An 18,889-nucleotide genomic window follows, 5' to 3' on the forward strand; every position below is an offset into this window, starting at 1 on the left:
AGGGGTTGAAATGCGGATTTACGCACGCTGGATAGGAGCGCTGCTGCTGAGCATGCTGGCGCTGAATGCCTTTGCCGACGACGGGCGCGGCTGGCAGCCGATTGATGAAACCATCCGCAAGAGCGATCACGATCCGCGCAGTTATCAGGCCATTACCCTGAGCAACGGCATGACGGTGCTGCTGGTGTCGGATGCTGCCGCGCCGAAATCACTGGCAGCGCTGACGTTACCGATCGGTTCTCTGGACGATCCCGACAGTCAGCTGGGCCTGGCACACTATCTGGAACACATGGTGCTGATGGGGTCAAAAAATTATCCGCAGCCGGATAACCTGGCGGAGTTTCTCAAGAAGCACGGTGGCAGCCACAATGCCAGCACAGCCTCGTACCGCACCGCGTTTTACCTGGAAGTCGAAAACGATGCGCTGCAACCGGCGGTGGATCGTCTGGCGGATGCGATTGCGCAACCCCTGCTCGACCCGACCAACGCGGACCGCGAGCGGCATGCGGTTAACGCTGAGCTGACGATGGCACGCTCGCGCGATGGGCTGCGTATGGCGCAGGTTGGTGCGGAAACCCTCAATCCGGCGCACCCCGGCTCGCGTTATTCGGGCGGTAACCTTGATACCCTGAGTGACAAACCCGACAGCAACCTGCATCAGGCGCTGCTCGATTTCTATCATCGCCACTATTCGGCGAATCTGATGAAAGCGGTGATTTACAGTAACAAACCGCTGCCGGAGATGGCGACGATCGCTGCACAGACCTTTGGTCGCGTGGCCAATCATCAGGCCAGCGTGCCGGACATTACCGTGCCGGTGGTCACCGATGCGCAGAAAGGCATCATCATTCATTACGTGCCAGCGCAGCCGCGCAAGCAGCTGAAAATTGAGTTTCGCATCGCCAACGACAGCGACCAGTTCCGCAGCAAAACCGACACCTTAATCAGCTATCTGCTGGGCAACCGCAGCAAAAATACCCTGAACGACTGGTTACAGCAGCAGGGACTGGCGGATGGCGTCAATGCCGGCGCGGATCCGATGACCGAGCGCAACAGCGGCGTGTTTGCCATCTCTGTTTCGCTGACCGACAAAGGTCTGGCGCAGCGCGATCGCGTGGTGGCTGCAGTATTCAGCTACCTTGATATGCTGCGCAAACAAGGCATCGACAAGCGCTATTTCGATGAAGTTGCGCACGTGCTGGCGCTGGATTTCCGCTATCCATCAATTACCCGCGATATGGATTACATTGAGTGGCTGGTGGATACCATGCTGCGCGTGCCGGTGACGCATACGCTGGATGCGCCTTATCTGGCCGACCGCTATGATGCGGCCGCGATCAGCGCCCGTCTGGCTGAGATGACGCCGCAGAACGCCCGCATCTGGTACATCAGTCCCGCTGAGCCGCACAACAAACAGGCTTACTTTGTGAATGCGCCTTATCAGGTGGATAAAATCAGCGCCGCGCAGTTTAGCGACTGGCAGCAGCAGGCGCAGCAGATTCCGCTGTCGCTGCCGACCCTGAATCCCTACATTCCGTCGGATTTCTCCCTCATCCCGTCTGACGGTAAGCATTACGATCATCCGGTGGCGCTGACCAATGGCGACAGCATGCGCATCTACTGGATGCCGAGCCAGTTCTACGCCAGCGAGCCGAAGGCCGCTATTACGCTCGCACTGCGAAACAAATCCGCGATCAGCGATGCGCGCCAGCAGGTGTTGTTTGGACTCAACGACTACCTCTCCAGCCTGGCGCTGGATGAGCTGAATTCGCAGGCTTCGGTGGGCGGCATCAGCTTCTCTACCGGTGAGGACGACGGGCTGGTGTTCAATGCCAGCGGCTTCACCCAGCGCCTGCCGGAGCTGCTGAAAAAGCTGGTTGAAGGCTACGCCAGCTTCCAGCCGGATGCGCAGCAGCTCGAGCAGGCGAAATCCTGGTATCTGGATCGGCTGGAAGCAGCGGAAAAGGGCAAAGCGTTTGAACAGGCGATTCAGCCGATGCAAATGCTGTCCCAGCTGCCCTACACCCAGCGTGAGGCGCGACGCCAGCTGGTGAAACAGATCACGCTGCAGGAGGTGATGGATTACCGCGATGCGCTGATCCAGCACGCCACGCCGGAAATGATGGTGGTCGGCAATCTGTCGGCCGATCGCGTCAGGCAGCTGGGTGAAGAGCTTAAACAGCAGCTGCACAGCACGGGGCACGGTTACTGGCACAGCGATTATGTGGTGGTGGATAAGCCGATCAAAGCCAACCTGCAGAAAACCGGCAGCAGCACCGACTCGGCGCTGGCGACGCTGTATGTGCCGCTCGGCTACAGCGAGTATCAAAGTATGGCTAACAGCACCATGCTGAGCCAGATTGTGCAGCCGTGGTTCTACAATCAGCTGCGCACCGAGGAGCAACTGGGCTATGCGGTGTTCGCTTATCAGATGCCGATTGGTCGCCAGTGGGGCATTGGCTTCCTGCTGCAAAGCAACAGTAAAGCGCCCGCTTATCTGCTGCAGCGTTTCCAGGCGTTCTATCCGCAGGCGGAACAGCGTCTGCGCAGCATGAAAGCGGAGGATTTCGCCCAGTATCAGCAGGCACTGATCAACGATCTGAAACAGCGTCCGCAAACGCTGGATGAAGAAGCCAACCGCTACAGTCGTGATTTCAATCGCCAGAACTTCGCGTTTGATACGCGCGAAAAAGCCATTGCGCAAATTCAGCAGCTGACACCGGCCAGCCTGGCTGACTTTTTCCATCAGGCCGTGCTGGCGCAGCAGGGCATGGCGATGATCTCGCAGATTGGCGGCAGTCACGATGGCACCCACGATGCGGATTACGCGCCGCTGCCGGGCTTTACTACCTGGGATGAAGTCGCCCGGCTGCAGCAGTCGCTCTCCGTGAAGAGTGATGCGCCATGAGTCAGCGCCCTGAATCGCTCAATCCCCTGACGCTGCCGCTGCAGGGTGAGCGTCTGATTGAGGCCTCCGCCGGCACCGGTAAGACCTTTACCATTGGTCTGCTCTACCTGCGTTTGCTGCTGGGACTCGGCGGGCAGAATGCCTATGCGCGCCCGCTGTCGGTGGAAGAGATTCTGGTGGTGACCTTTACCGAAGCCGCCACCGCCGAACTGCGCGGCCGTATCCGGGAAAATATTCATGAGCTGCGGCTGGCGTGTCTGCGCGGCGTCAGCGCAAATCCGATGCTGATGCAGCTGCTGGCCGACATTGCCCAGCCCGCTGAGGCGGCCTCGCTGTTGCTGGCAGCGGAACGTCAGATGGACGAGGCGGCGATTTTCACCATTCACGGCTTCTGCCAGCGCATGCTCAATCTCAACGCGTTTGAGTCCGGTATGCTGTTCGAGCAGCAGCTGATTGAAGATGAACAGCTGCTGTTGCGTCAGGCGACGGCGGATTTCTGGCGGCGCCACTGCTATCCGCTGACGCTGGATATTGCGCGCGTCATCGTTGCGGAATGGAGCGGGCCGGAACAGTTATTGTCGACGCTGCGCCCGTGGCTGCAGGGCGAGTCGCCCAGCCTGCGCCTGGCGCCGCACGACAGTGAAACCCTGACATCGCGCCACAGCAGCAACCTGGCGCGCATTGCCGAAATGAAAGCGCAGTGGCGGGCGCGGGGCGAAGAGGTGCTGACGCTGGTCGGGCAGTCTGATGTCGATAAGCGCAGCTACAGCAGCAAAAACCTGCCGCTGTGGGTCAGCAAAATCAGCGCCTGGGCGCAGAGCGAGACCGCGGATTACCAGATTCCCGCCGAGCTGGCGCGTTTCGGTCAGCAGGTGCTCAATGAAAAAACCAAAAAGGGCGCGCCACCGCAGCACCCGTTGTTTGCCGCCATTGATACATTCCTGGCGCAGCCGCTGTCGCTGCGCGATTTGGTGATTGCACGCGCGCTGGTGGAGGTGCGTCACGCGGTGCGTAAAGAGAAACGCCTGCAGGCGCTGCTGGGGTTTGACGATCTGCTGAGCCGGCTGGACGAGGCGCTGCAACAGCCCGGCGGCGAGCAGCTGGCGCAGGCGATTCGCCAGCGCTTTCCGGTGGCGCTGATTGACGAATTCCAGGATACCGACCCGCTGCAGTACCGTATTTTCCGCACGCTCTATTTACAGCAGCCGCAGCATGCGCTGCTGCTGATTGGCGACCCGAAACAGGCAATCTACGCCTTCCGCGGTGCGGACATCTTTACCTATATTCGCGCGCGCAGTGAAGTTCACGCGCACTACACGCTGGATACCAACTGGCGCTCGTCACCGGCGATGGTGGAGAGCGTCAATCAGCTGTTTATGCGCCAGCCCGCCCCGTTTCTGTTTGCGGACATCCCGTTTCTGCCGGTCAATGCCGCGCCGCCCAATCAGCGTTTGTCGCTGAGTATCGACGGCGAGCAGCAGGCCGCGCTGCGCTTCTGGCTACAGCCGGGCGCAGGCTGCAGCGTCAGCGAATACCAGCAGCTGATGGCGCAGCAGTGCGCCGCCGATATCAGCCGCTGGCTGCAGGCGGGTCAGCAACAGCGCGCGCTGCTGGGCAAAACGCCTGATCAGCGGCCGGTGCAGGCCTCGGACATCACCGTACTGGTGCGCAGCCGGAACGAAGCCAATCTGATTCGCGCCGCGCTCAATCAGCTCGGCATCCCTTCGGTGTATCTCTCCAACCGCGACAGCGTGTATACCACGCCCGAGGCGCGAGAACTGCTGTGGCTGCTGCAGGCGATCCTTGCACCCGAGCAGGAGCGTATGCTGCGCACCGCGCTGGCCACGTCGCTGTTTGCCTTTGATGCCGCGCAGCTGGACGCGCTGGATCAGGATGCACGCGGCTGGGATGCGCTGGTGGATACCTTTGCCCGCTGGCAGCAATTGTGGCACCAGCGTGGCGTACTGCCGATGCTGCGTCAGCTAATGCTGGAACGCCAGCTGGCAGAAAACCTGCTGGCCTCAGAGAACGGCGAGCGTCGCCTGACCGATCTGCTGCACCTCGGCGAACTGCTGCAGGAGGCGGCGGCCCAGCTCGACAGTCCGCACGCGCTGGTGCGTTATCTGGCGCAGCAAATTGCCCGACCGGACAGCCAGTCGGCCAGCCAGCAGCTGCGGCTGGAGAGCGACCGCCACCTGGTGCAGATTGTCACTATCCATAAATCCAAGGGGTTACAGTATCCGCTGGTGTGGCTGCCGTTTGCCGCCGGTTTCCGCGAGGCCGATATCGCTCTTTATCACGACCGCGAGCATTACAACGCGGTGCTGGATTTGCAGAATGATGAGCAAAGTCTGGCGCTGGCAGAGCAGGAGCGGCTGGCAGAGGATTTACGCCTGCTGTACGTGGCGCTGACGCGTTCGGTGTATCACTGCAGCGTCGGCGTGGCACCGCTGTTTCGCGGCACGCGCAAGAAAGAGGGCGAGAGCGATTTACATAAAAGCGCGCTGGGTTTCCTGCTGCAGCGCGGCGAGCCGGCCACCGCAGAACAGCTGGCGAGTTTACTGCACGACATCAGCGTGACCGGAACCGAAGTGGTGCTGGCGCAGCCGCAGGGCCATGAACGCTGGCAGGCGCTGGACAAGGTTGACGATGAGCTGGATGCGCGCAGCGTCACGCGCGCGCTGGCCGATCCGTGGCGTGTTACCAGCTACTCCGGGCTGCAGCAGCACGGCAGTCACCGTCTGCTGGATGTGATGCCGGGCTTCGATGCGGAAGCGGTCGGGGAAGATCGCGAGGCGGAAGTGCTGGAAGCCGCGCTGACGCCGCACCATTTCCCGCGTGGCGCAGCGCCCGGGACTTTCCTGCATACGCTGTTTGAATCGCTCGACTTCACCCAGCCGCCGTCAGCGCCGCAGCTGGAACAGCAGTTGCAGCAGAGCGGCTATCCGCTGCACTGGCAGCCGATGCTGAGCGAGTGGATTACCCGCGTGGTGAACACGCCGCTCAACACTGAAGGGATCCGGCTGAGCGACATCACACCGGGCAATCGCCTGATCGAGATGGAGTTCTATCTGCCGATTGATGGACTGCTGACGGCACCGGCGCTGGACGCTTTGATGCGGCAGGATCCGCTGTCGCGTCAGGCGCCGCCGCTCGACTTCCGTCAGGTGCAGGGCATGCTGAAAGGCTTCATCGACCTGGTATTTCGCTGGCAGGGCAAATACTATCTGCTGGATTACAAATCTAACTGGCTGGGCGAGAGCCATCAGGCATACACACCGCAGGCGATGGCGCAGGCGATGATCGACCACCGTTACGATTTGCAGTATCAGCTGTATACGCTGGCGCTGCATCGCTATTTGCAGCACCGCCTGACGGATTACGATTATGAACAGCATTTTGGCGGCGTATTCTATCTGTTTTTACGCGGCATGGATGGCAGCTCGCCGGATAACGGGGTGTTCCATACCCGACCAACGTCAGATTTCGTTTCACAACTGGATAGCCTGTTTCGCGGGCCGGGAGCAGCAGCATGAGTAGCATGAGTACGCTATTGGCACAGGCGGCAGAACTGCGCCTGCTGCGGGCGCTGGATATTCAGTTTGCCCGGCTGCTGGCCGACGACGATCGGCCCGCGCATCTGCTGGCGGCTGCCTGTCTCAGCGCGGAAGCCGGTGACGGTCACGTCTGCCTGCCGCTGTCGCAGCTTACCCGCGAAGGGCTGTTCAGCGGTCGTCATCCGGAGCTGGCGCACGCCATCTGGCAGGCCGCCGGCGAGCCGCAGGACTGGCCGACGCTGCTGGCGGACTGGCAGGCGCTCAGCGCCAGCGATCGCCCGGCGCCGGTGGTGCTGCGTGATAACCGGCTCTATCTGCACCGGCTCTGGCATCACGAAGGGGAAGTGGCGCGCTTCTTCCAGCCACAGGCGGCGCCGCAGCTGTTTGCGCCCGAACAGGTGCGCAGCGTGCTGGATACCTTTTTCGGCAGCCAGCCTGAGGACTGGCAGAAAATTGCGGCGGCGGTGGCGCTGACGCAAAAAACTGCGGTGATCTCCGGCGGGCCTGGCACCGGCAAAACCACCACGGTGGCGAAGCTGCTGGCGGCGCTGATTCGCCTCAGTGAGGGAACCCTGCGCATTCAGCTGGCCGCGCCTACCGGCAAGGCGGCGGCGCGGCTCACCGAGTCGCTGGGTAAGGCGCTGCGCAGTCTCGACGTCAGCGATGCGGAGCGCCAGCGTTTTCCGGCAGAAGCCACCACGCTGCACCGTTTACTCGGTGCCCAGCCGGAGACGCAGCGCCTGCGCTACCACGCCGGTAACCCGCTGCATCTCGACGTGCTGGTGGTCGATGAAGCTTCAATGGTCGATCTTGGCATGATGGCAAACCTGATCGCCGCGCTGCCCGCTCACGCGCGGGTGATTTTTCTCGGCGATCGCGACCAGCTGGCCTCGGTTGAAGCCGGTGCGGTACTCGGGGATATCTGCCGCTGTGCTGAGGCGGGCTACAGTCCGGTGCGCGCGCTGCAGCTCACCACGCTGACCGGCTGCGAGGTTGCCGGCACCGATGATGCGGTGGCCCCGGCGGTGCGTGATGCCATCTGCCTGCTGCGCAAAAGCTACCGTTTTGCGGCGCACTCCGGCATCGGTCAGCTGGCTGCGGCGGTCAACGCCGGCGAAGCGCAGGCGGTCGAGGCGGCCTTTCAGGCGGGCTTCAGTGATATCGTGCGCCAGCCGCTCAACGATGCCGAAGCGTATCAGGCGATGCTGACGCAGATTGCCGAAGGCTATCGGCCATTTCTCCAGCTGATTAACCAGCGTGCCGCACCGGCCGAGGTGATTGCTGCATTTGGCCGTTATCAGTTGCTGTGCGCGCTGCGCGAAGGGCCATTTGGCGTGCAGGGGCTCAATCAGCGTATTGAGCACAAGCTGATGCAGCTGCAGCTGATTCGTCGTCCGGCAGGGGGCAGCCGCTGGTATCAGGGGCGTCCGGTGATGGTGACGCGTAACGACAGCGCGCTTGGCCTGTTCAATGGTGACATCGGCATTACGCTGTTCGATGAGGAAGGGCTGCTCAAGGTGTTTTTCCCGCTGCCTGATGGCAGCATCAAAGCGGTACAGCCAAGTCGCCTGCCGGCCCATGACACGGCATGGGCGATGACGGTGCACAAATCACAGGGTTCAGAGTTTGACCACACCGCGCTGGTGATGCCGGCTCAGTTCCTGCCGGTACTGACGCGCGAGCTGATTTACACCGCCATTACCCGGGCGCGCAGCCAGCTGACGCTGTTCAGTGATGAAGCGGTGTTCCGGCGCGCGGTGCAGCTGCGCACGCAGCGGCGCAGCGGGCTGCTGGATCGCTTAGGGGGAGAAGAGGGCAGATGATTGCGCCGCCGCGGGGACTTTCCCTCAGCGGCGCGTAAGGTGCGCTGGCGCTTAGCGTAAGTCTGCCATCAGCACTTTGGAACGACGCTGATAGTTGTACATCTGCTTTTTGCTTTCAGGCAGCGACTCAATATCCACCGGCGTGAAGCCGCGCTCCTGGAACCAGTGGATGCTGCGCGTGGTCAGCACGAACAGCTTCTTCAGCCCCATCTGCCGCGCCTGCAGCGCCACGCGCTCCAGCAGCAGCTCGCCGCGTGACGAGCTGCGATAGTCGGGGTGCACCGCCACGCAGGCCATCTCGCCGATTTGCTCGTCCGGGAACGGATAGAGCGCCGCGCAGGCGATGGTCATATTGTCGCGCTGAATAATGGTGAATTTGTCGATCTCCATCTCCAGCTGCTCGCGCGAACGGCGCACCAGAATGCCCTGCTGCTCCAGCGGACGAATCAGTTCGAGAATCCCGCCGATGTCGTTGATGTTGGCGCGGCGAATCTGCTCGGCCGACTCCATGACAATCTGCGTACCGATACCGTCACGCGAGAACAGTTCCTGCAGCAGTGCGCCATCTTCCTGATAGCTAATCAGATGGCTGCGGCGCACGCCGCTGCGGCAGGCTTTGACCGCGCCACGCAGGAAGCGCACGGTACCGGAGAGAAAATCACCGTCGCTCTCCATTTCATCAATACGCGTCTGCGCCTCGTTCGGGAACAGCTCGGAAATGATGGTGCCTTCGCGGTCGGTTACGCCCTGTTCGGAGCAGAAACCGATCATCTTCTCGGCTTTCAGCTTAATCGCCAGCTGCGTCGCCACCTCTTCCGAGGTCAGGTTAAAGCTTTCGCCGGTCACCGAGACCGCCACCGGCCCCAGCAGCACAATGGCATTGTTATCCAGCTGACGATGGATCGCCTCTTCGTCAATCCGGCGGATGCGGCCGCTGTGGCAGTAATCGACGCCGTCATCCACGCCCAGCGGCTGAGCGATGATGAAGTTACCGCTCACCACATTAATATGCGCGCCCTGCAGCGGCGTATTGTTCAGGCTCATCGACAGACGCGCCGTAATATCGAGCTGTAAACGCCCGGCCGCCTGCTTCACCAGCTCCAGCGATTGGGCATCGGTCACGCGGGTGTGTTTGTGATAAATCGGCTCCAGCTGCTGCTGCGCGAGGCTGGCATCGATCTGCGGCCGCGCGCCATAAACCACCACCAGGCGAATGCCGAGACTATGCAACAGGCCGATATCGTTAACGATGCTGGAGAAGTTCTCATGCTCGATGGCCTCGCCACCCAGCATGATGACAAACGTCTTGTCACGGTGGGCATTAATATAGGGAACGGTATGGCGAAAACCCTGAACCAGTTCGGTACTGCGTTCCTTCACGGCAAACCCTCTGTGAATGGTTATTCGAAATTTATGTATTTTTATGCTCTTTCGCCGCTTTTTGCAAGCATCGGACCTGACGTTACTTTACGATTTTCCTGATGCAAGCCACGCTAACAGACTGCATTATCTGGTTTTTCCGGCAAGACAAGACATTCCTCATTGAATAAAGTTTTCGCCTTCTGCTCGTCAACTGACGATTTTTTAGACATAACACAGTAGCTGGAGCGGCATGTCCGAAGCTTTTACCCGAAGACGACTTTTACAGGGCGCAGGTGCGCTGTGGTTGCTGAGCGTGACGCGCAGCGGTTTTGCGGCCAGTCAGCACATTGTGGCCGTGCGCATCTGGCCATCCTCGACTTACTCGCGCGTGACGCTGGAATCCAGCGTCGCGCTGCACTATAAGCAGTTCACGCTGAGCAATCCTGAACGGCTGGTGATCGATATCCAGAACCTGCACATCAACAGCGCGCTGAAAGGCATCGATAAGCTGGTGCGGGTGGACGATCCCTACATTAAAACCGCGCGCGTCGGTCAGTTCGATCCCACCACGGTGCGCGTGGTGCTGGAGCTGAAGCGCAGCGTGGCACCGAAAACCTTCACCCTCGATCCGGTCGCGGGTATTCGCCACCGGCTGGTGGTCGATCTCTATCCCAGCCAGTCGTCACAGGAAGAGGATCCGCTGCTGGCGTTACTGAAGGATTACAACCAGGGCGAACTGGAGCGCGATCAACCGGCGCAGGCGCCGCTACCGGGTAAAGCCGGGCGCGATCGACCGATTATTATCATGATCGATCCCGGTCACGGCGGGGAAGATTTCGGCGCGCACGGCAAGTACAAAACGCGCGAGAAAGATATCGTGCTGAAGATTGGACGCTATCTGAAAGCGCTGATCGACAAAGAACGTAATATGAAGGCTTACATGACGCGCAACGAAGATGTGTTTATACCGCTGCGCGTGCGGGTAGCGAAAGCGCGCAAACAGCGCGCCGATCTGTTTGTCTCGATTCACGCCGATGCTTTTACCAGCCGGGCGGCGCGCGGCTCTTCGGTCTTCGCGCTCTCCACCAGCGGCGCAACCTCGGCCGCCGCGCGATTTCTCGCCCAGACGCAGAACGAAGCGGATTTGATCGGCGGGGTCAGCATGAGCGGCGATCGCTATCTCGACCACACCATGTTCGATATGGTGCAGCGGCAGACCATCAGCGACAGTCTGAAGTTTGGCAAAGAAGTGCTGACGCGCATGGGCCACATTAACCACCTGCATAAACGCACGGTGGATCAGGCCGGCTTTGCGGTGCTGAAAGCGCCGGATATCCCGTCGATTCTGGTGGAAACGGCGTTTATCAGTAACGTCGAAGAGGAGCGGAAGCTGCGTACGCCGCGCTATCAGCATCAGGTGGCGGAAGCCATTCTGCACGGTATTAAGGCGTATTTTGACAAAGGCGGCGTGCTGGCACGACGTTAGGGCAGGGCGGCAGCGATGCCGCTTTTTACCGGGCGCAGAAACAAAAAAACACCCGTCAGGGTGTTGTGATGTTCTTCGTCAGAAGAAGTGGTTGCGGGGGCCGGATTCGAACCGACGACCTTCGGGTTATGAGCCCGACGAGCTACCAGGCTGCTCCACCCCGCGTCCGTCTGTCGCACTGAGCGACTTTGCACATTGTATTCTTCGTTAAGACAATTGGTTGCGGGGGCCGGATTCGAACCGACGACCTTCGGGTTATGAGCCCGACGAGCTACCAGGCTGCTCCACCCCGCGTCCGTCTGTCGCGCTAAGCGACTTGCCACATTGTCTCTTCATCACGAAGAATTGGTTGCGGGGGCCGGATTTGAACCGACGACCTTCGGGTTATGAGCCCGACGAGCTACCAGGCTGCTCCACCCCGCGTCCGTGGATGCGCACTATACACCGGGCGTATGATGATGCAACCCCTTTTTTGCGTTAAAGCGCTAAATAGACAAACAGTTGCTGAATTATTTGGCCATTGGACGATTTATTATACAGATGTGAGCGCGCTAGCCTGCGGCAGATTTCATTCTGTCTGCCCCTTTGCTATCGTCGCCGTGCAAACAACCAGCTTAAAAAGAGAAGGTAATGAAAGGACATTGGGCGAAGTATGCACTTACTGGCGCATTTCTGGCGCTGTTAGCCGGTTGTAGCTCTAAGCCGACCGATCGCGGTCAGCAATATATTGATGGCAAGCTGGAGCAACCGCTCGGGCTGGTGAATGAGCCGAACGCCAAAGGGCGTCCGGTCAATGGCCGTGATTTCGGCCTGCAGGTGCAGCAGATCCAGTCGGCGTCGTCCGGTCTGTATGGCCGCAACCTCGGCACTTACAGTGCGATTCAGAACTGGCTGCTCTCCGGCGCCGATACGCGTCAGCTGCGCCAGTTCGGCCTGAACGCCTATCAGATGGAAGGCACCGACAGCTACGGCAACGTACAGTTTACCGGTTACTACACGCCGGTGGTGGAAGCGCGTTATACCCGTCAGGGCGAATTCCAGTATCCGATTTATCGCATGCCGCCGCGTCCGCGCGGACAGAAGCTGCCAAGCCGCGCTTCTATCTATAGTGGCGCACTGGATGAGCGTTATGTGATTGCCTGGAGCAACTCGCTGATCGACAACTTTATGATGGACGTGCAGGGCAGCGGCTATGTCGATTTCGGCGATGGCCGTCCGCTGCGCTTCTTCGGCTACGGCGGCAAGAACGGCTGGGCTTACCACAGTATTGGTAAAGAGCTGATCGATCGCGGTGAAGTGAAGCGCGAAGATATGTCGATGCAGGCGATTCGGCAGTGGGCGCAGGAGCACTCGCCGCAGGAAGTGCGCAACGTACTGGAAACCAACCAGTCGTTCGTGTTCTTTAAGCCGGAAGAGTATGTGCCGGTGCGCGGTGCCAGCGCGGTACCGCTGATTGCCAAAGCCTCGGTGGCGTCCGATCGTTCGCTGATTCCCGCCGGTACGGCGCTGCTGGCTGAAGTGCCGCAGCTGAATGAGAAGGGCAAATTCAACGGCAAATATGAGATGCGCCTGATGGTCGCGCTGGACGTGGGCGGCGCGATTAAAGGCCAGCACTTCGATATCTACCAGGGCGTCGGCCCGGATGCGGCGCATCTGGCGGGCTTCTACAACCATTATGGCCGCGTCTGGGTGCTGAAAGCCGCGCCGGGAACCGGCCAGCCGCTGTTCAGCAATCCGCAAAACGGCAATAATGGTTCATTGATTATCGGCGCAAATTGATAGGCTGCGCACCCTGGGTTTGTCGGGTGCGCGTCTGCGCATCGTACTAAAAGGTTAGCTATGAAAGTTGTCAGCGACGCCTGGCGCCAGCGATTTGGCGGCACGGCGCGTCTCTACGGGCAGGAAGCACTGCAGCGTTTTGCTGACGCGCATTTCTGCGTCATCGGCATCGGCGGCGTCGGTTCCTGGGCGGCCGAAGCGCTGGCGCGCACCGGCATCGGTAAAATTACCCTGATCGACATGGACGATGTGTGTATTACCAATACCAACCGTCAGATTCATGCGTTGCAGGGGCATGTCGGCCAGGCGAAAACCGAGGTGATGGCGCAGCGTATTCATGCCATCAATCCGGAGTGTGAGGTGATCTGCATCGATGACTTTATCACGCCGGACAATACCGCGGAGCTGATGGCAGCGGGGTTCGACTATGTGATTGACGCGATTGATAGCGTGCGCCCCAAGGCTGCGCTGATTGCCTGGTGCCGGCGCAATAAGATCCCGCTGATCACTACCGGTGGCGCTGGCGGACAGATCGATCCTACGCAGATTCAGGTCAGTGACTTAGCCAAAACCATTCAGGATCCGCTGGCTGCCAAACTGCGCGAGCGGCTGAAAAGCGATTTTGGCGTAGTGAAAAACAGCAAGGGTAAACTGGGGATCGACTGCGTGTTCTCTACCGAGGCGCTGGTGTATCCGCAGCCGGACGGCAGCGTATGCGCTTCGCGCAGCACGGCGGAAGGGCCAAAGCGCATGGACTGTGCCGCCGGCTTTGGTGCGGCCACCATGGTGACCGCCACCTTTGGTTTTGTTGCTGTGTCGCACGCGCTGAAAAAATTCCTCGCGCGCGCGGCGCGTCAGTCTGCCTGATGCGCGCGGGCGGCGCGCTGTACCGCCTCAGCCAGCGCCTGTAAACCACTGCTGCGCGAGGCGCTCAGCTGCGCGCGCAGCCCTAAGGTATCAAACAGCGCCAGCGGGTCTGTGGCTAACAGCGCCGCGGGCGTTTTTCCTTCCACCGCTGTCAGCAGCACCGCCAGCAATCCGCGCACAATGCGTCCCTCGCTGTCGCCGTAAAAATGCAGCGTGCCGTCGGCCCGCTGCTGGCTGCTGAGCCAGACGCGGTTTTCGCAACCGGACAGCTCAATGTCCGCCGTTTTCAGCGCCTCCGGCAGCGCCGGCAGCTGGCGGCTGAGCTGAATCAGCTGGCGATAGCGATCTTCCCACTGATGAAAATGGGCAAACTTCTCCGTCAGGCTGGCTTCGGTAATCAGGTCACCAAACGGATGGGGGGCAAGCAGGGCTGATGTCATTACGTTACTCACTCAGTAAATCCACGGCATGGCGCATCGCGCGCACCAGCGCGTCCACGTCCTGCAGATTATTATAGGGGGCAAATGAGACGCGCAGCGTGCCGCTGACGCCAAGCGCCGCCATCAGCGGCTGGGCACAGTGCTGGCCGGCGCGCAACGCGATGCCCTGTTCCGCCAGCAGCGTCACGATATCGCTGTGGTGAATACCGGCGATATCAAACGCCAGCAGGCTGGCGCTGCCGCAGCGGAAACTGCGGAAGCCGGGAATAGCGCTGAGTTGCTCTTCGGCAAGGCTGGCCAGCTGCTGGCTCCAGCGTTCGGCTTTTTCCGCATCGTACTGCCCCAGCCAGTCCAGCGCCGCACTCAGCCCGACCACGCCCGCCACGTTCGGCGTGCCTGCTTCAAAGCGCCACGGCACCGGCTGCGGCGTGAAGCCGCTGAAATCGACCTGCGTCAGCATTTTGCCGCCGCCCTGCCACGGCGGCATCGCGTCCAGCAGCTCCGCTTTGCCGTACAGCACGCCAGTGCCCATCGGGCCGTACAGCTTGTGCGCGGAAAAGGCGTAGAAGTCGATATCCAGCGCCTGCACATCCGGCGGGCAGTGCACCACGCCCTGCGCGCCATCCACCATCACTTTCGCCCCGACGCCGTGCGCCAGCGTAATCGCCTGCGCCAGATCCGGACAGCCGCCGGTCACGTTAGACATCTGACCTATCGCCAGCAGCCGGGTGCGCGCGTTGAGCAGCTGCGGCAGCAGGGCGATATCCGGCCGCCGGTCTGCGCCAATCGGCCATTTCACCACTTTCGCGCCGCTGGCCTGCGCCACCATCAGCCACGGCACCAGATTGGCGTGGTGCTCGGCTTCGCTCACCACAATCTCGTCGCCCGGCTGCAGGCGCGGCGCCAGCCAGCTGTGCGCCACCAGGTTGATGGCCTCCGTGGTGCCACGCGTCCAGACGATTTGCCGATCGTCCGCCGCCTGCAGCCAGTGCGCCACGCGCGCCCGCGCCTGTTCATATTGTGCCGTCAGCGCGCGGGCAGCGGCGAACTGGCTGCGGTGGACGGTGCCGCCGCTCAGCGAATAAAACTGCGCGGTCGCGTCAATCACCGCCTGCGGCTTCAGCGCGGTGGCAGCGCTGTCGAGATAGACACCCGCATCGCTCAGCGCGGGAAACTGCTGACGAAACTCGCCAGGAGAGAAATGGGTCATACTCAGCTCACTTACTTGGATGTTAGGACCAGGCTGAAAGCCACGCCGTGGCCTGGCAAAGCTGGAAAAGCGCGTTATGCTAATTATTGCAAGGTTTGAACCGAAACCCGCATAACGAATCGGTCTGTTCCAGTCGATCGCTCTGTTTGCTACCACTGGTCAGCGCACGCGGGTGGTTTAATGCAATCAATCTGCAAGGAGATAGAAGATGAATAAACTCGCCGCAGTGCTGGCCGTGTGCACCATGGCCTTTACCCTGGCCGCCTGTTCCAGCAACTACGTCATGCATACCAATGATGGTCGCACCATTGTTGCGGATGGCAAACCAAAAGTTGACGATGAAACCGGTATGATCAGCTATAAAGATGCCAATGGCAACGAGCAGCAGATTAACCGCTCAGATGTGAAAGAGATGGTGGAAATGGGCCAGTAAGCCCGGTTAGCAGGTAAAAAAAAGCACCGCAATTTGCGGTGCTATTTAAAATCACTATGGACAGACAGGGTAAATCTACAGGAATTAAAAGTTTGATCTGCAATCGTCAGATCAAAATGCAAACACAACATCACGACCACAAGCCAAAAGCTCTCTAAAAGTCTGCGATCTCTCGCACGTTTCCAGAAATCTTTTCGTTCCGGCTCAGGAAGTGCGGCAACTATAGGTATTTGCTGGAGCTTCCTCAACGGACAAATTATAATGTCTCGGATTAAAAAATCTAATACGTAACGACTTTGTATAAGTTGCAGTGTTACGCTGTCAATCCGGGTACGGAAAACCATGTCAAAACGCCTTCCGCCGCTTAATGCTCTTCGCGTCTTCGACGCTGCGGCCCGTCATTTGAGTTTCACCAAAGCCGCTGAGGAGCTGTTTGTCACCCAGGCGGCTGTCAGCCATCAGATTAAATCGCTGGAAGATTTTCTCGGTCTCAAGCTGTTTCGCCGGCGCAATCGTTCGCTGTTACTGACCGAAGAGGGCCAAAGCTACTATCTCGATATCAAAGAGATTTTTTCGGCACTGAACGATGCCACGCGCAAACTGCAGGCGCGCAGTGCCAAAGGGGCACTCACCGTCAGCCTGTTGCCGAGTTTCGCCATTCAGTGGCTGGTTCCGCGCCTCTCCAGCTTTAATCTGGCTTATCCGGGCATTGATGTGCGTATCCAGGCGGTGGACCGTGATGAGGAGAAGCTGGCCGACGATGTCGACGTGGCGATTTTTTACGGCCGCGGCAACTGGCCCGGTTTGCGGGTAGAGAAATTGTATGCCGAATATCTGCTGCCGGTCTGCTCGCCGCTGCTGCTGACCGGCGACAATCCGCTCAAATCACCGGCCGATCTGGCGCATTTCACGCTGCTGCATGACGCCTCGCGCCGTGACTGGCAATCCTATATTCGTCAGCTGGGCTTGCAGCACATTAACGTTCAGCAGGGGCCGATCTTCAGCCACAGCGCCATGGTGCTGCAGGCGGCGATCCACGGCCAGGGCGTGGCGCTGGCCAATAACGTGATGGCGCAGAGTGAAATTGAGGCCGGACGTCTGGTCTGTCCTTTCAACGATGTCTTAGTGAGTAAAAATGCTTTTTATCTGGTTTGTCATGACAGCCAGGCAGAACTGGGTAAAATAGCCGCCTTTCGGCAGTGGATTCTGGAAAAAGCCGCAACTGAACAAGAAAAATTCCGCTTCCGCTACGATCACTAACGCGTTGCCTGCCGCACAGTGATGTGCGGTTTCACCTTGAGGATAAATGAATGTCCAGTCGTGCCATGTTTATATTTGCCGCCATCAGCGGCTTTCTGCTGGTGGCGTTTGGTGCTTTTGGGGCGCACGTGCTGAGCAAAGCGCTCGGCGCGGCCGAGATGGCGTGGATCCATACCGGCCTTGAATATCAGGCGTATCATACGCTGGCGATTATCGGTATTGGCGCAGCGATGCTGCGTCGCGCCAATATCTGGTTTTACTGGAGTAGCGCCGCGATGGCGCTGGGTATCGTCCTGTTCAGCGGCAGCCTGTATTGTCTGGCGCTGTCGCACCTGAAGTTTTGGGTGTTTGTTACGCCGGTTGGAGGCCTGTGCTTCCTGATTGGCTGGTTTTTGATGTTGATTGGCGCGCTGCGTCTGAAACGAAAGGCAGATCGCCATGAATAAAGTTTTACTCTATTGCCGTCCGGGATTTGAGAAAGAGTGTGCGGCAGAAATCAGTGCCAAAGCAGCGGAGCGCGAAATCTACGGTTTTCCGCGTGTTAAAGATGACGCCGGTTACGTGCTGTTTGAGTGCTATCAGCCGGAAGAGGCGGAAAAACTGATCGCCACGCTGCCGTTCGCGGAGCTGATTTTTGCCCGGCAAATGCTGGTGGTGGGCGAGCTGCTGCGCGATCTCCCGCCAGAAGATCGTATTACCCCGATCGTCGGCATGCTGAGCGGCGTAGTGGAGAAGGGCGGCGAGCTGCGCGTTGAAGTGCCCGACACCAATGAAGCCAAAGAGCTGACCAAATTTTGCCGCAAGCTGACGGTACCGCTGCGCGCCAGCCTGCGCGACAGCAAAATCCTGCTGAATTATGAGAGCAATAAACGTCCGGTGGTGCATGTGTTCTTTATCGCGCCGGGCACCTGCTACGTTGGTTATTCGCTGCCTCACAACAACTCGCCGTTTTACATGGGCATTCCGCGCCTGAAGTTCCCGGCCGATGCGCCAAGCCGCTCTACGCTGAAGCTGGAAGAAGCATTCCATGTGTTCGTGCCGGCCGATGAGTGGGATGAACGGTTGGGCAGCGGCATGTATGCGGTCGATCTCGGTGCCTGCCCCGGCGGCTGGACCTATCAGCTGGTGAAGCGCAGCATGTGGGTCTACGCGGTGGATAACGGCCCGATGGCACCAAGCCTGATGGATACCGGACAGGTTACGCACTGCCGCGAAGATGGGTTCAAATTCCGCCCGCCGCGCAGCAACATCAGCTGGCTGGTGTGCGACATGGTGGAAAAACCGGTGCGCGTCGCCAGCCTGATGACCGAATGGCTGGTCAACGGCTGGTGCCGTGAGGCGATCTTCAACCTCAAGCTGCCAATGAAAAAGCGCTATGAAGAAGTTACGCAGAACCTGGCAATGATGGACGCGGCGCTGAAGGAGAAGGGCGTAAACGCGCAGATCCAGGCGCGCCAGCTGTATCACGACCGCGAAGAAGTGACCGTGCATGTGCGCCGGATCTGGGCGGCAGTCGGCGGACGGCGCGACGAACGCTAGTTCTGCTTCATACTTTGCACTATCGCGGCGTTGGCTGCGCCTGCTCGCCCCGATCACATACTAATGTATGCTCCCGGGGACTCCCAGGCTTGCCGCCTTGCGCTAGCACAAATTATTTCGCAGATTGGCTGCTTCGTATTAATGCAGGTAACTGCAGGCCGCATAACATTTGTAGCGGCGCGATTCATCGCGCAATAAATTGCGCCGCTACCAAAACCGCAACCG

Annotated in this window: 13 protein-coding genes and 3 tRNA genes; 10 read left to right on the forward strand and 6 right to left on the reverse strand. The window is 59.8% G+C overall.

Translation table 11 applies throughout. The features are described from left to right. The first annotated feature begins 10 nt into the window (after window positions 1-10). Genes ptrA through recD form a run of 3 tightly spaced genes read left to right on the forward strand, consistent with a single transcriptional unit; the run spans window position 11 to window position 8,288 of the window. The gene (gene ptrA, locus CBW22_RS16705; protein ID WP_088517231.1) at window positions 11-2,908 is read left to right on the forward strand and encodes a pitrilysin; all 2,898 of its coding nucleotides are present in this window, start codon (window positions 11-13) and stop codon (window positions 2,906-2,908) included. Then, window positions 2,905-6,444 carry an exodeoxyribonuclease V subunit beta gene (gene recB / locus CBW22_RS16710; protein ID WP_088517232.1) on the forward strand — a complete coding sequence of 1,180 codons (3,540 nt, stop codon included), beginning with the start codon at window positions 2,905-2,907 and terminating at the stop codon, window positions 6,442-6,444. Before ptrA ends, recB begins: the two co-directional genes overlap by 4 nt. Further along, complete coding sequence (gene recD / locus CBW22_RS16715; protein ID WP_058757057.1) at window positions 6,441-8,288, forward strand: exodeoxyribonuclease V subunit alpha; 1,848 nt, start codon at window positions 6,441-6,443, stop codon at window positions 8,286-8,288. The genes recB and recD overlap by 4 nt, the downstream gene beginning before the upstream one ends. Before the next feature lie 51 nt (window positions 8,289-8,339). Here the strand turns inward: recD and argA are convergent, their stop codons facing one another. Beyond that, entirely contained in the window at window positions 8,340-9,668 is a 1,329-nt protein-coding gene (argA, locus tag CBW22_RS16720; protein ID WP_021506712.1) for an amino-acid N-acetyltransferase, read from the reverse strand. 232 nt (window positions 9,669-9,900) lie between these two features. Here argA and amiC point away from each other — a divergent pair, with 232 nt between their 5' ends. After that, window positions 9,901-11,136, forward strand: coding sequence for an N-acetylmuramoyl-L-alanine amidase AmiC (gene amiC, locus CBW22_RS16725; protein ID WP_088517233.1), 1,236 nt, complete (start codon window positions 9,901-9,903; stop codon window positions 11,134-11,136). A gap of 88 nt (window positions 11,137-11,224) precedes the next feature. Here amiC and CBW22_RS16730 read toward each other — a convergent pair. From CBW22_RS16730 to CBW22_RS16740, 3 genes are all read right to left on the reverse strand, one after another. Further along, window positions 11,225-11,301, reverse strand: a tRNA-Met gene (locus tag CBW22_RS16730). Window positions 11,302-11,353: 52 nt separating this feature from the next. After that, a tRNA-Met gene (locus CBW22_RS16735) sits at window positions 11,354-11,430 on the reverse strand. Between the two features lie 52 nt (window positions 11,431-11,482). Continuing rightward, a tRNA-Met gene (locus tag CBW22_RS16740) sits at window positions 11,483-11,559 on the reverse strand. Window positions 11,560-11,766: 207 nt separating this feature from the next. On the opposite strand from CBW22_RS16740, the gene mltA reads away from it, so the two are divergent. Both mltA and tcdA read left to right on the forward strand, forming a co-directional pair. Then, the gene (mltA, locus tag CBW22_RS16745; protein ID WP_021507388.1) at window positions 11,767-12,915 is read left to right on the forward strand and encodes a murein transglycosylase A; all 1,149 of its coding nucleotides are present in this window, start codon (window positions 11,767-11,769) and stop codon (window positions 12,913-12,915) included. 60 nt (window positions 12,916-12,975) lie between these two features. After that, entirely contained in the window at window positions 12,976-13,782 is an 807-nt protein-coding gene (tcdA, locus tag CBW22_RS16750; protein WP_021507387.1) for a tRNA cyclic N6-threonylcarbamoyladenosine(37) synthase TcdA, read from the forward strand. Here tcdA and csdE read toward each other — a convergent pair. Together csdE and csdA are read right to left on the reverse strand one after the other, a co-directional pair. After that, on the reverse strand, window positions 13,770-14,222 hold the full coding sequence (csdE, locus tag CBW22_RS16755; RefSeq protein WP_058771612.1) for a cysteine desulfurase sulfur acceptor subunit CsdE: 453 nt from the start codon (window positions 14,220-14,222) through the stop codon (window positions 13,770-13,772). The genes tcdA and csdE overlap by 13 nt on opposite strands. Window positions 14,223-14,226: 4 nt before the next feature. Next, window positions 14,227-15,432, reverse strand: coding sequence for a cysteine desulfurase CsdA (gene csdA / locus CBW22_RS16760; RefSeq protein WP_088517234.1), 1,206 nt, complete (start codon window positions 15,430-15,432; stop codon window positions 14,227-14,229). 208 nt (window positions 15,433-15,640) lie between these two features. On the opposite strand from csdA, the gene CBW22_RS16765 reads away from it, so the two are divergent. The 4 genes from CBW22_RS16765 (at window position 15,641) to rlmM (ending at window position 18,664) form a co-directional block, all read left to right on the forward strand. Next, window positions 15,641-15,865 carry a YgdI/YgdR family lipoprotein gene (locus CBW22_RS16765; protein ID WP_010616412.1) on the forward strand — a complete coding sequence of 75 codons (225 nt, stop codon included), beginning with the start codon at window positions 15,641-15,643 and terminating at the stop codon, window positions 15,863-15,865. A 342-nt stretch (window positions 15,866-16,207) separates the two neighbouring features. Then, entirely contained in the window at window positions 16,208-17,125 is a 918-nt protein-coding gene (locus CBW22_RS16775) for a transcriptional regulator GcvA (protein WP_010616414.1), read from the forward strand. A 50-nt stretch (window positions 17,126-17,175) separates the two neighbouring features. After that, a complete protein-coding gene (locus tag CBW22_RS16780) occupies window positions 17,176-17,571 on the forward strand; it encodes a DUF423 domain-containing protein (protein WP_021507384.1) in 396 nt (131 codons plus the stop codon). Beyond that, on the forward strand, window positions 17,564-18,664 hold the full coding sequence (gene rlmM, locus CBW22_RS16785; RefSeq protein ID WP_021507383.1) for a 23S rRNA (cytidine(2498)-2'-O)-methyltransferase RlmM: 1,101 nt from the start codon (window positions 17,564-17,566) through the stop codon (window positions 18,662-18,664). The genes CBW22_RS16780 and rlmM overlap by 8 nt, the downstream gene beginning before the upstream one ends. Window positions 18,665-18,889 lie beyond the last annotated feature (225 nt).

Origin of the sequence: Pantoea sp. VS1, from assembly GCF_002207995.1 — a bacterium.
GTDB lineage: Bacteria > Pseudomonadota > Gammaproteobacteria > Enterobacterales > Enterobacteriaceae > Pantoea > Pantoea dispersa.

What these genes read in the sequence shown, in the direction of transcription:
- recB (WP_088517232.1), top strand. Translation starts at nt 2,905, where the DNA reads ATGAGTCAGCGCCCTGAATCGCTCAATCCCCTGACGCTGCCGCTGCAG.
- tcdA (WP_021507387.1), top strand. Translation starts at nt 12,976, where the DNA reads ATGAAAGTTGTCAGCGACGCCTGGCGCCAGCGATTTGGCGGCACGGCG.
- CBW22_RS16780 (WP_021507384.1), top strand. Translation starts at nt 17,176, where the DNA reads ATGTCCAGTCGTGCCATGTTTATATTTGCCGCCATCAGCGGCTTTCTG.
- ptrA (WP_088517231.1), top strand. Translation starts at nt 11, where the DNA reads ATGCGGATTTACGCACGCTGGATAGGAGCGCTGCTGCTGAGCATGCTG.
- csdA (WP_088517234.1), bottom strand. Translation starts at nt 15,432, where the DNA reads ATGACCCATTTCTCTCCTGGCGAGTTTCGTCAGCAGTTTCCCGCGCTG.
- CBW22_RS16775 (WP_010616414.1), top strand. Translation starts at nt 16,208, where the DNA reads ATGTCAAAACGCCTTCCGCCGCTTAATGCTCTTCGCGTCTTCGACGCT.
- rlmM (WP_021507383.1), top strand. Translation starts at nt 17,564, where the DNA reads ATGAATAAAGTTTTACTCTATTGCCGTCCGGGATTTGAGAAAGAGTGT.
- mltA (WP_021507388.1), top strand. Translation starts at nt 11,767, where the DNA reads ATGAAAGGACATTGGGCGAAGTATGCACTTACTGGCGCATTTCTGGCG.
- recD (WP_058757057.1), top strand. Translation starts at nt 6,441, where the DNA reads ATGAGTAGCATGAGTACGCTATTGGCACAGGCGGCAGAACTGCGCCTG.
- amiC (WP_088517233.1), top strand. Translation starts at nt 9,901, where the DNA reads ATGTCCGAAGCTTTTACCCGAAGACGACTTTTACAGGGCGCAGGTGCG.
- CBW22_RS16765 (WP_010616412.1), top strand. Translation starts at nt 15,641, where the DNA reads ATGAATAAACTCGCCGCAGTGCTGGCCGTGTGCACCATGGCCTTTACC.
- csdE (WP_058771612.1), bottom strand. Translation starts at nt 14,222, where the DNA reads ATGACATCAGCCCTGCTTGCCCCCCATCCGTTTGGTGACCTGATTACC.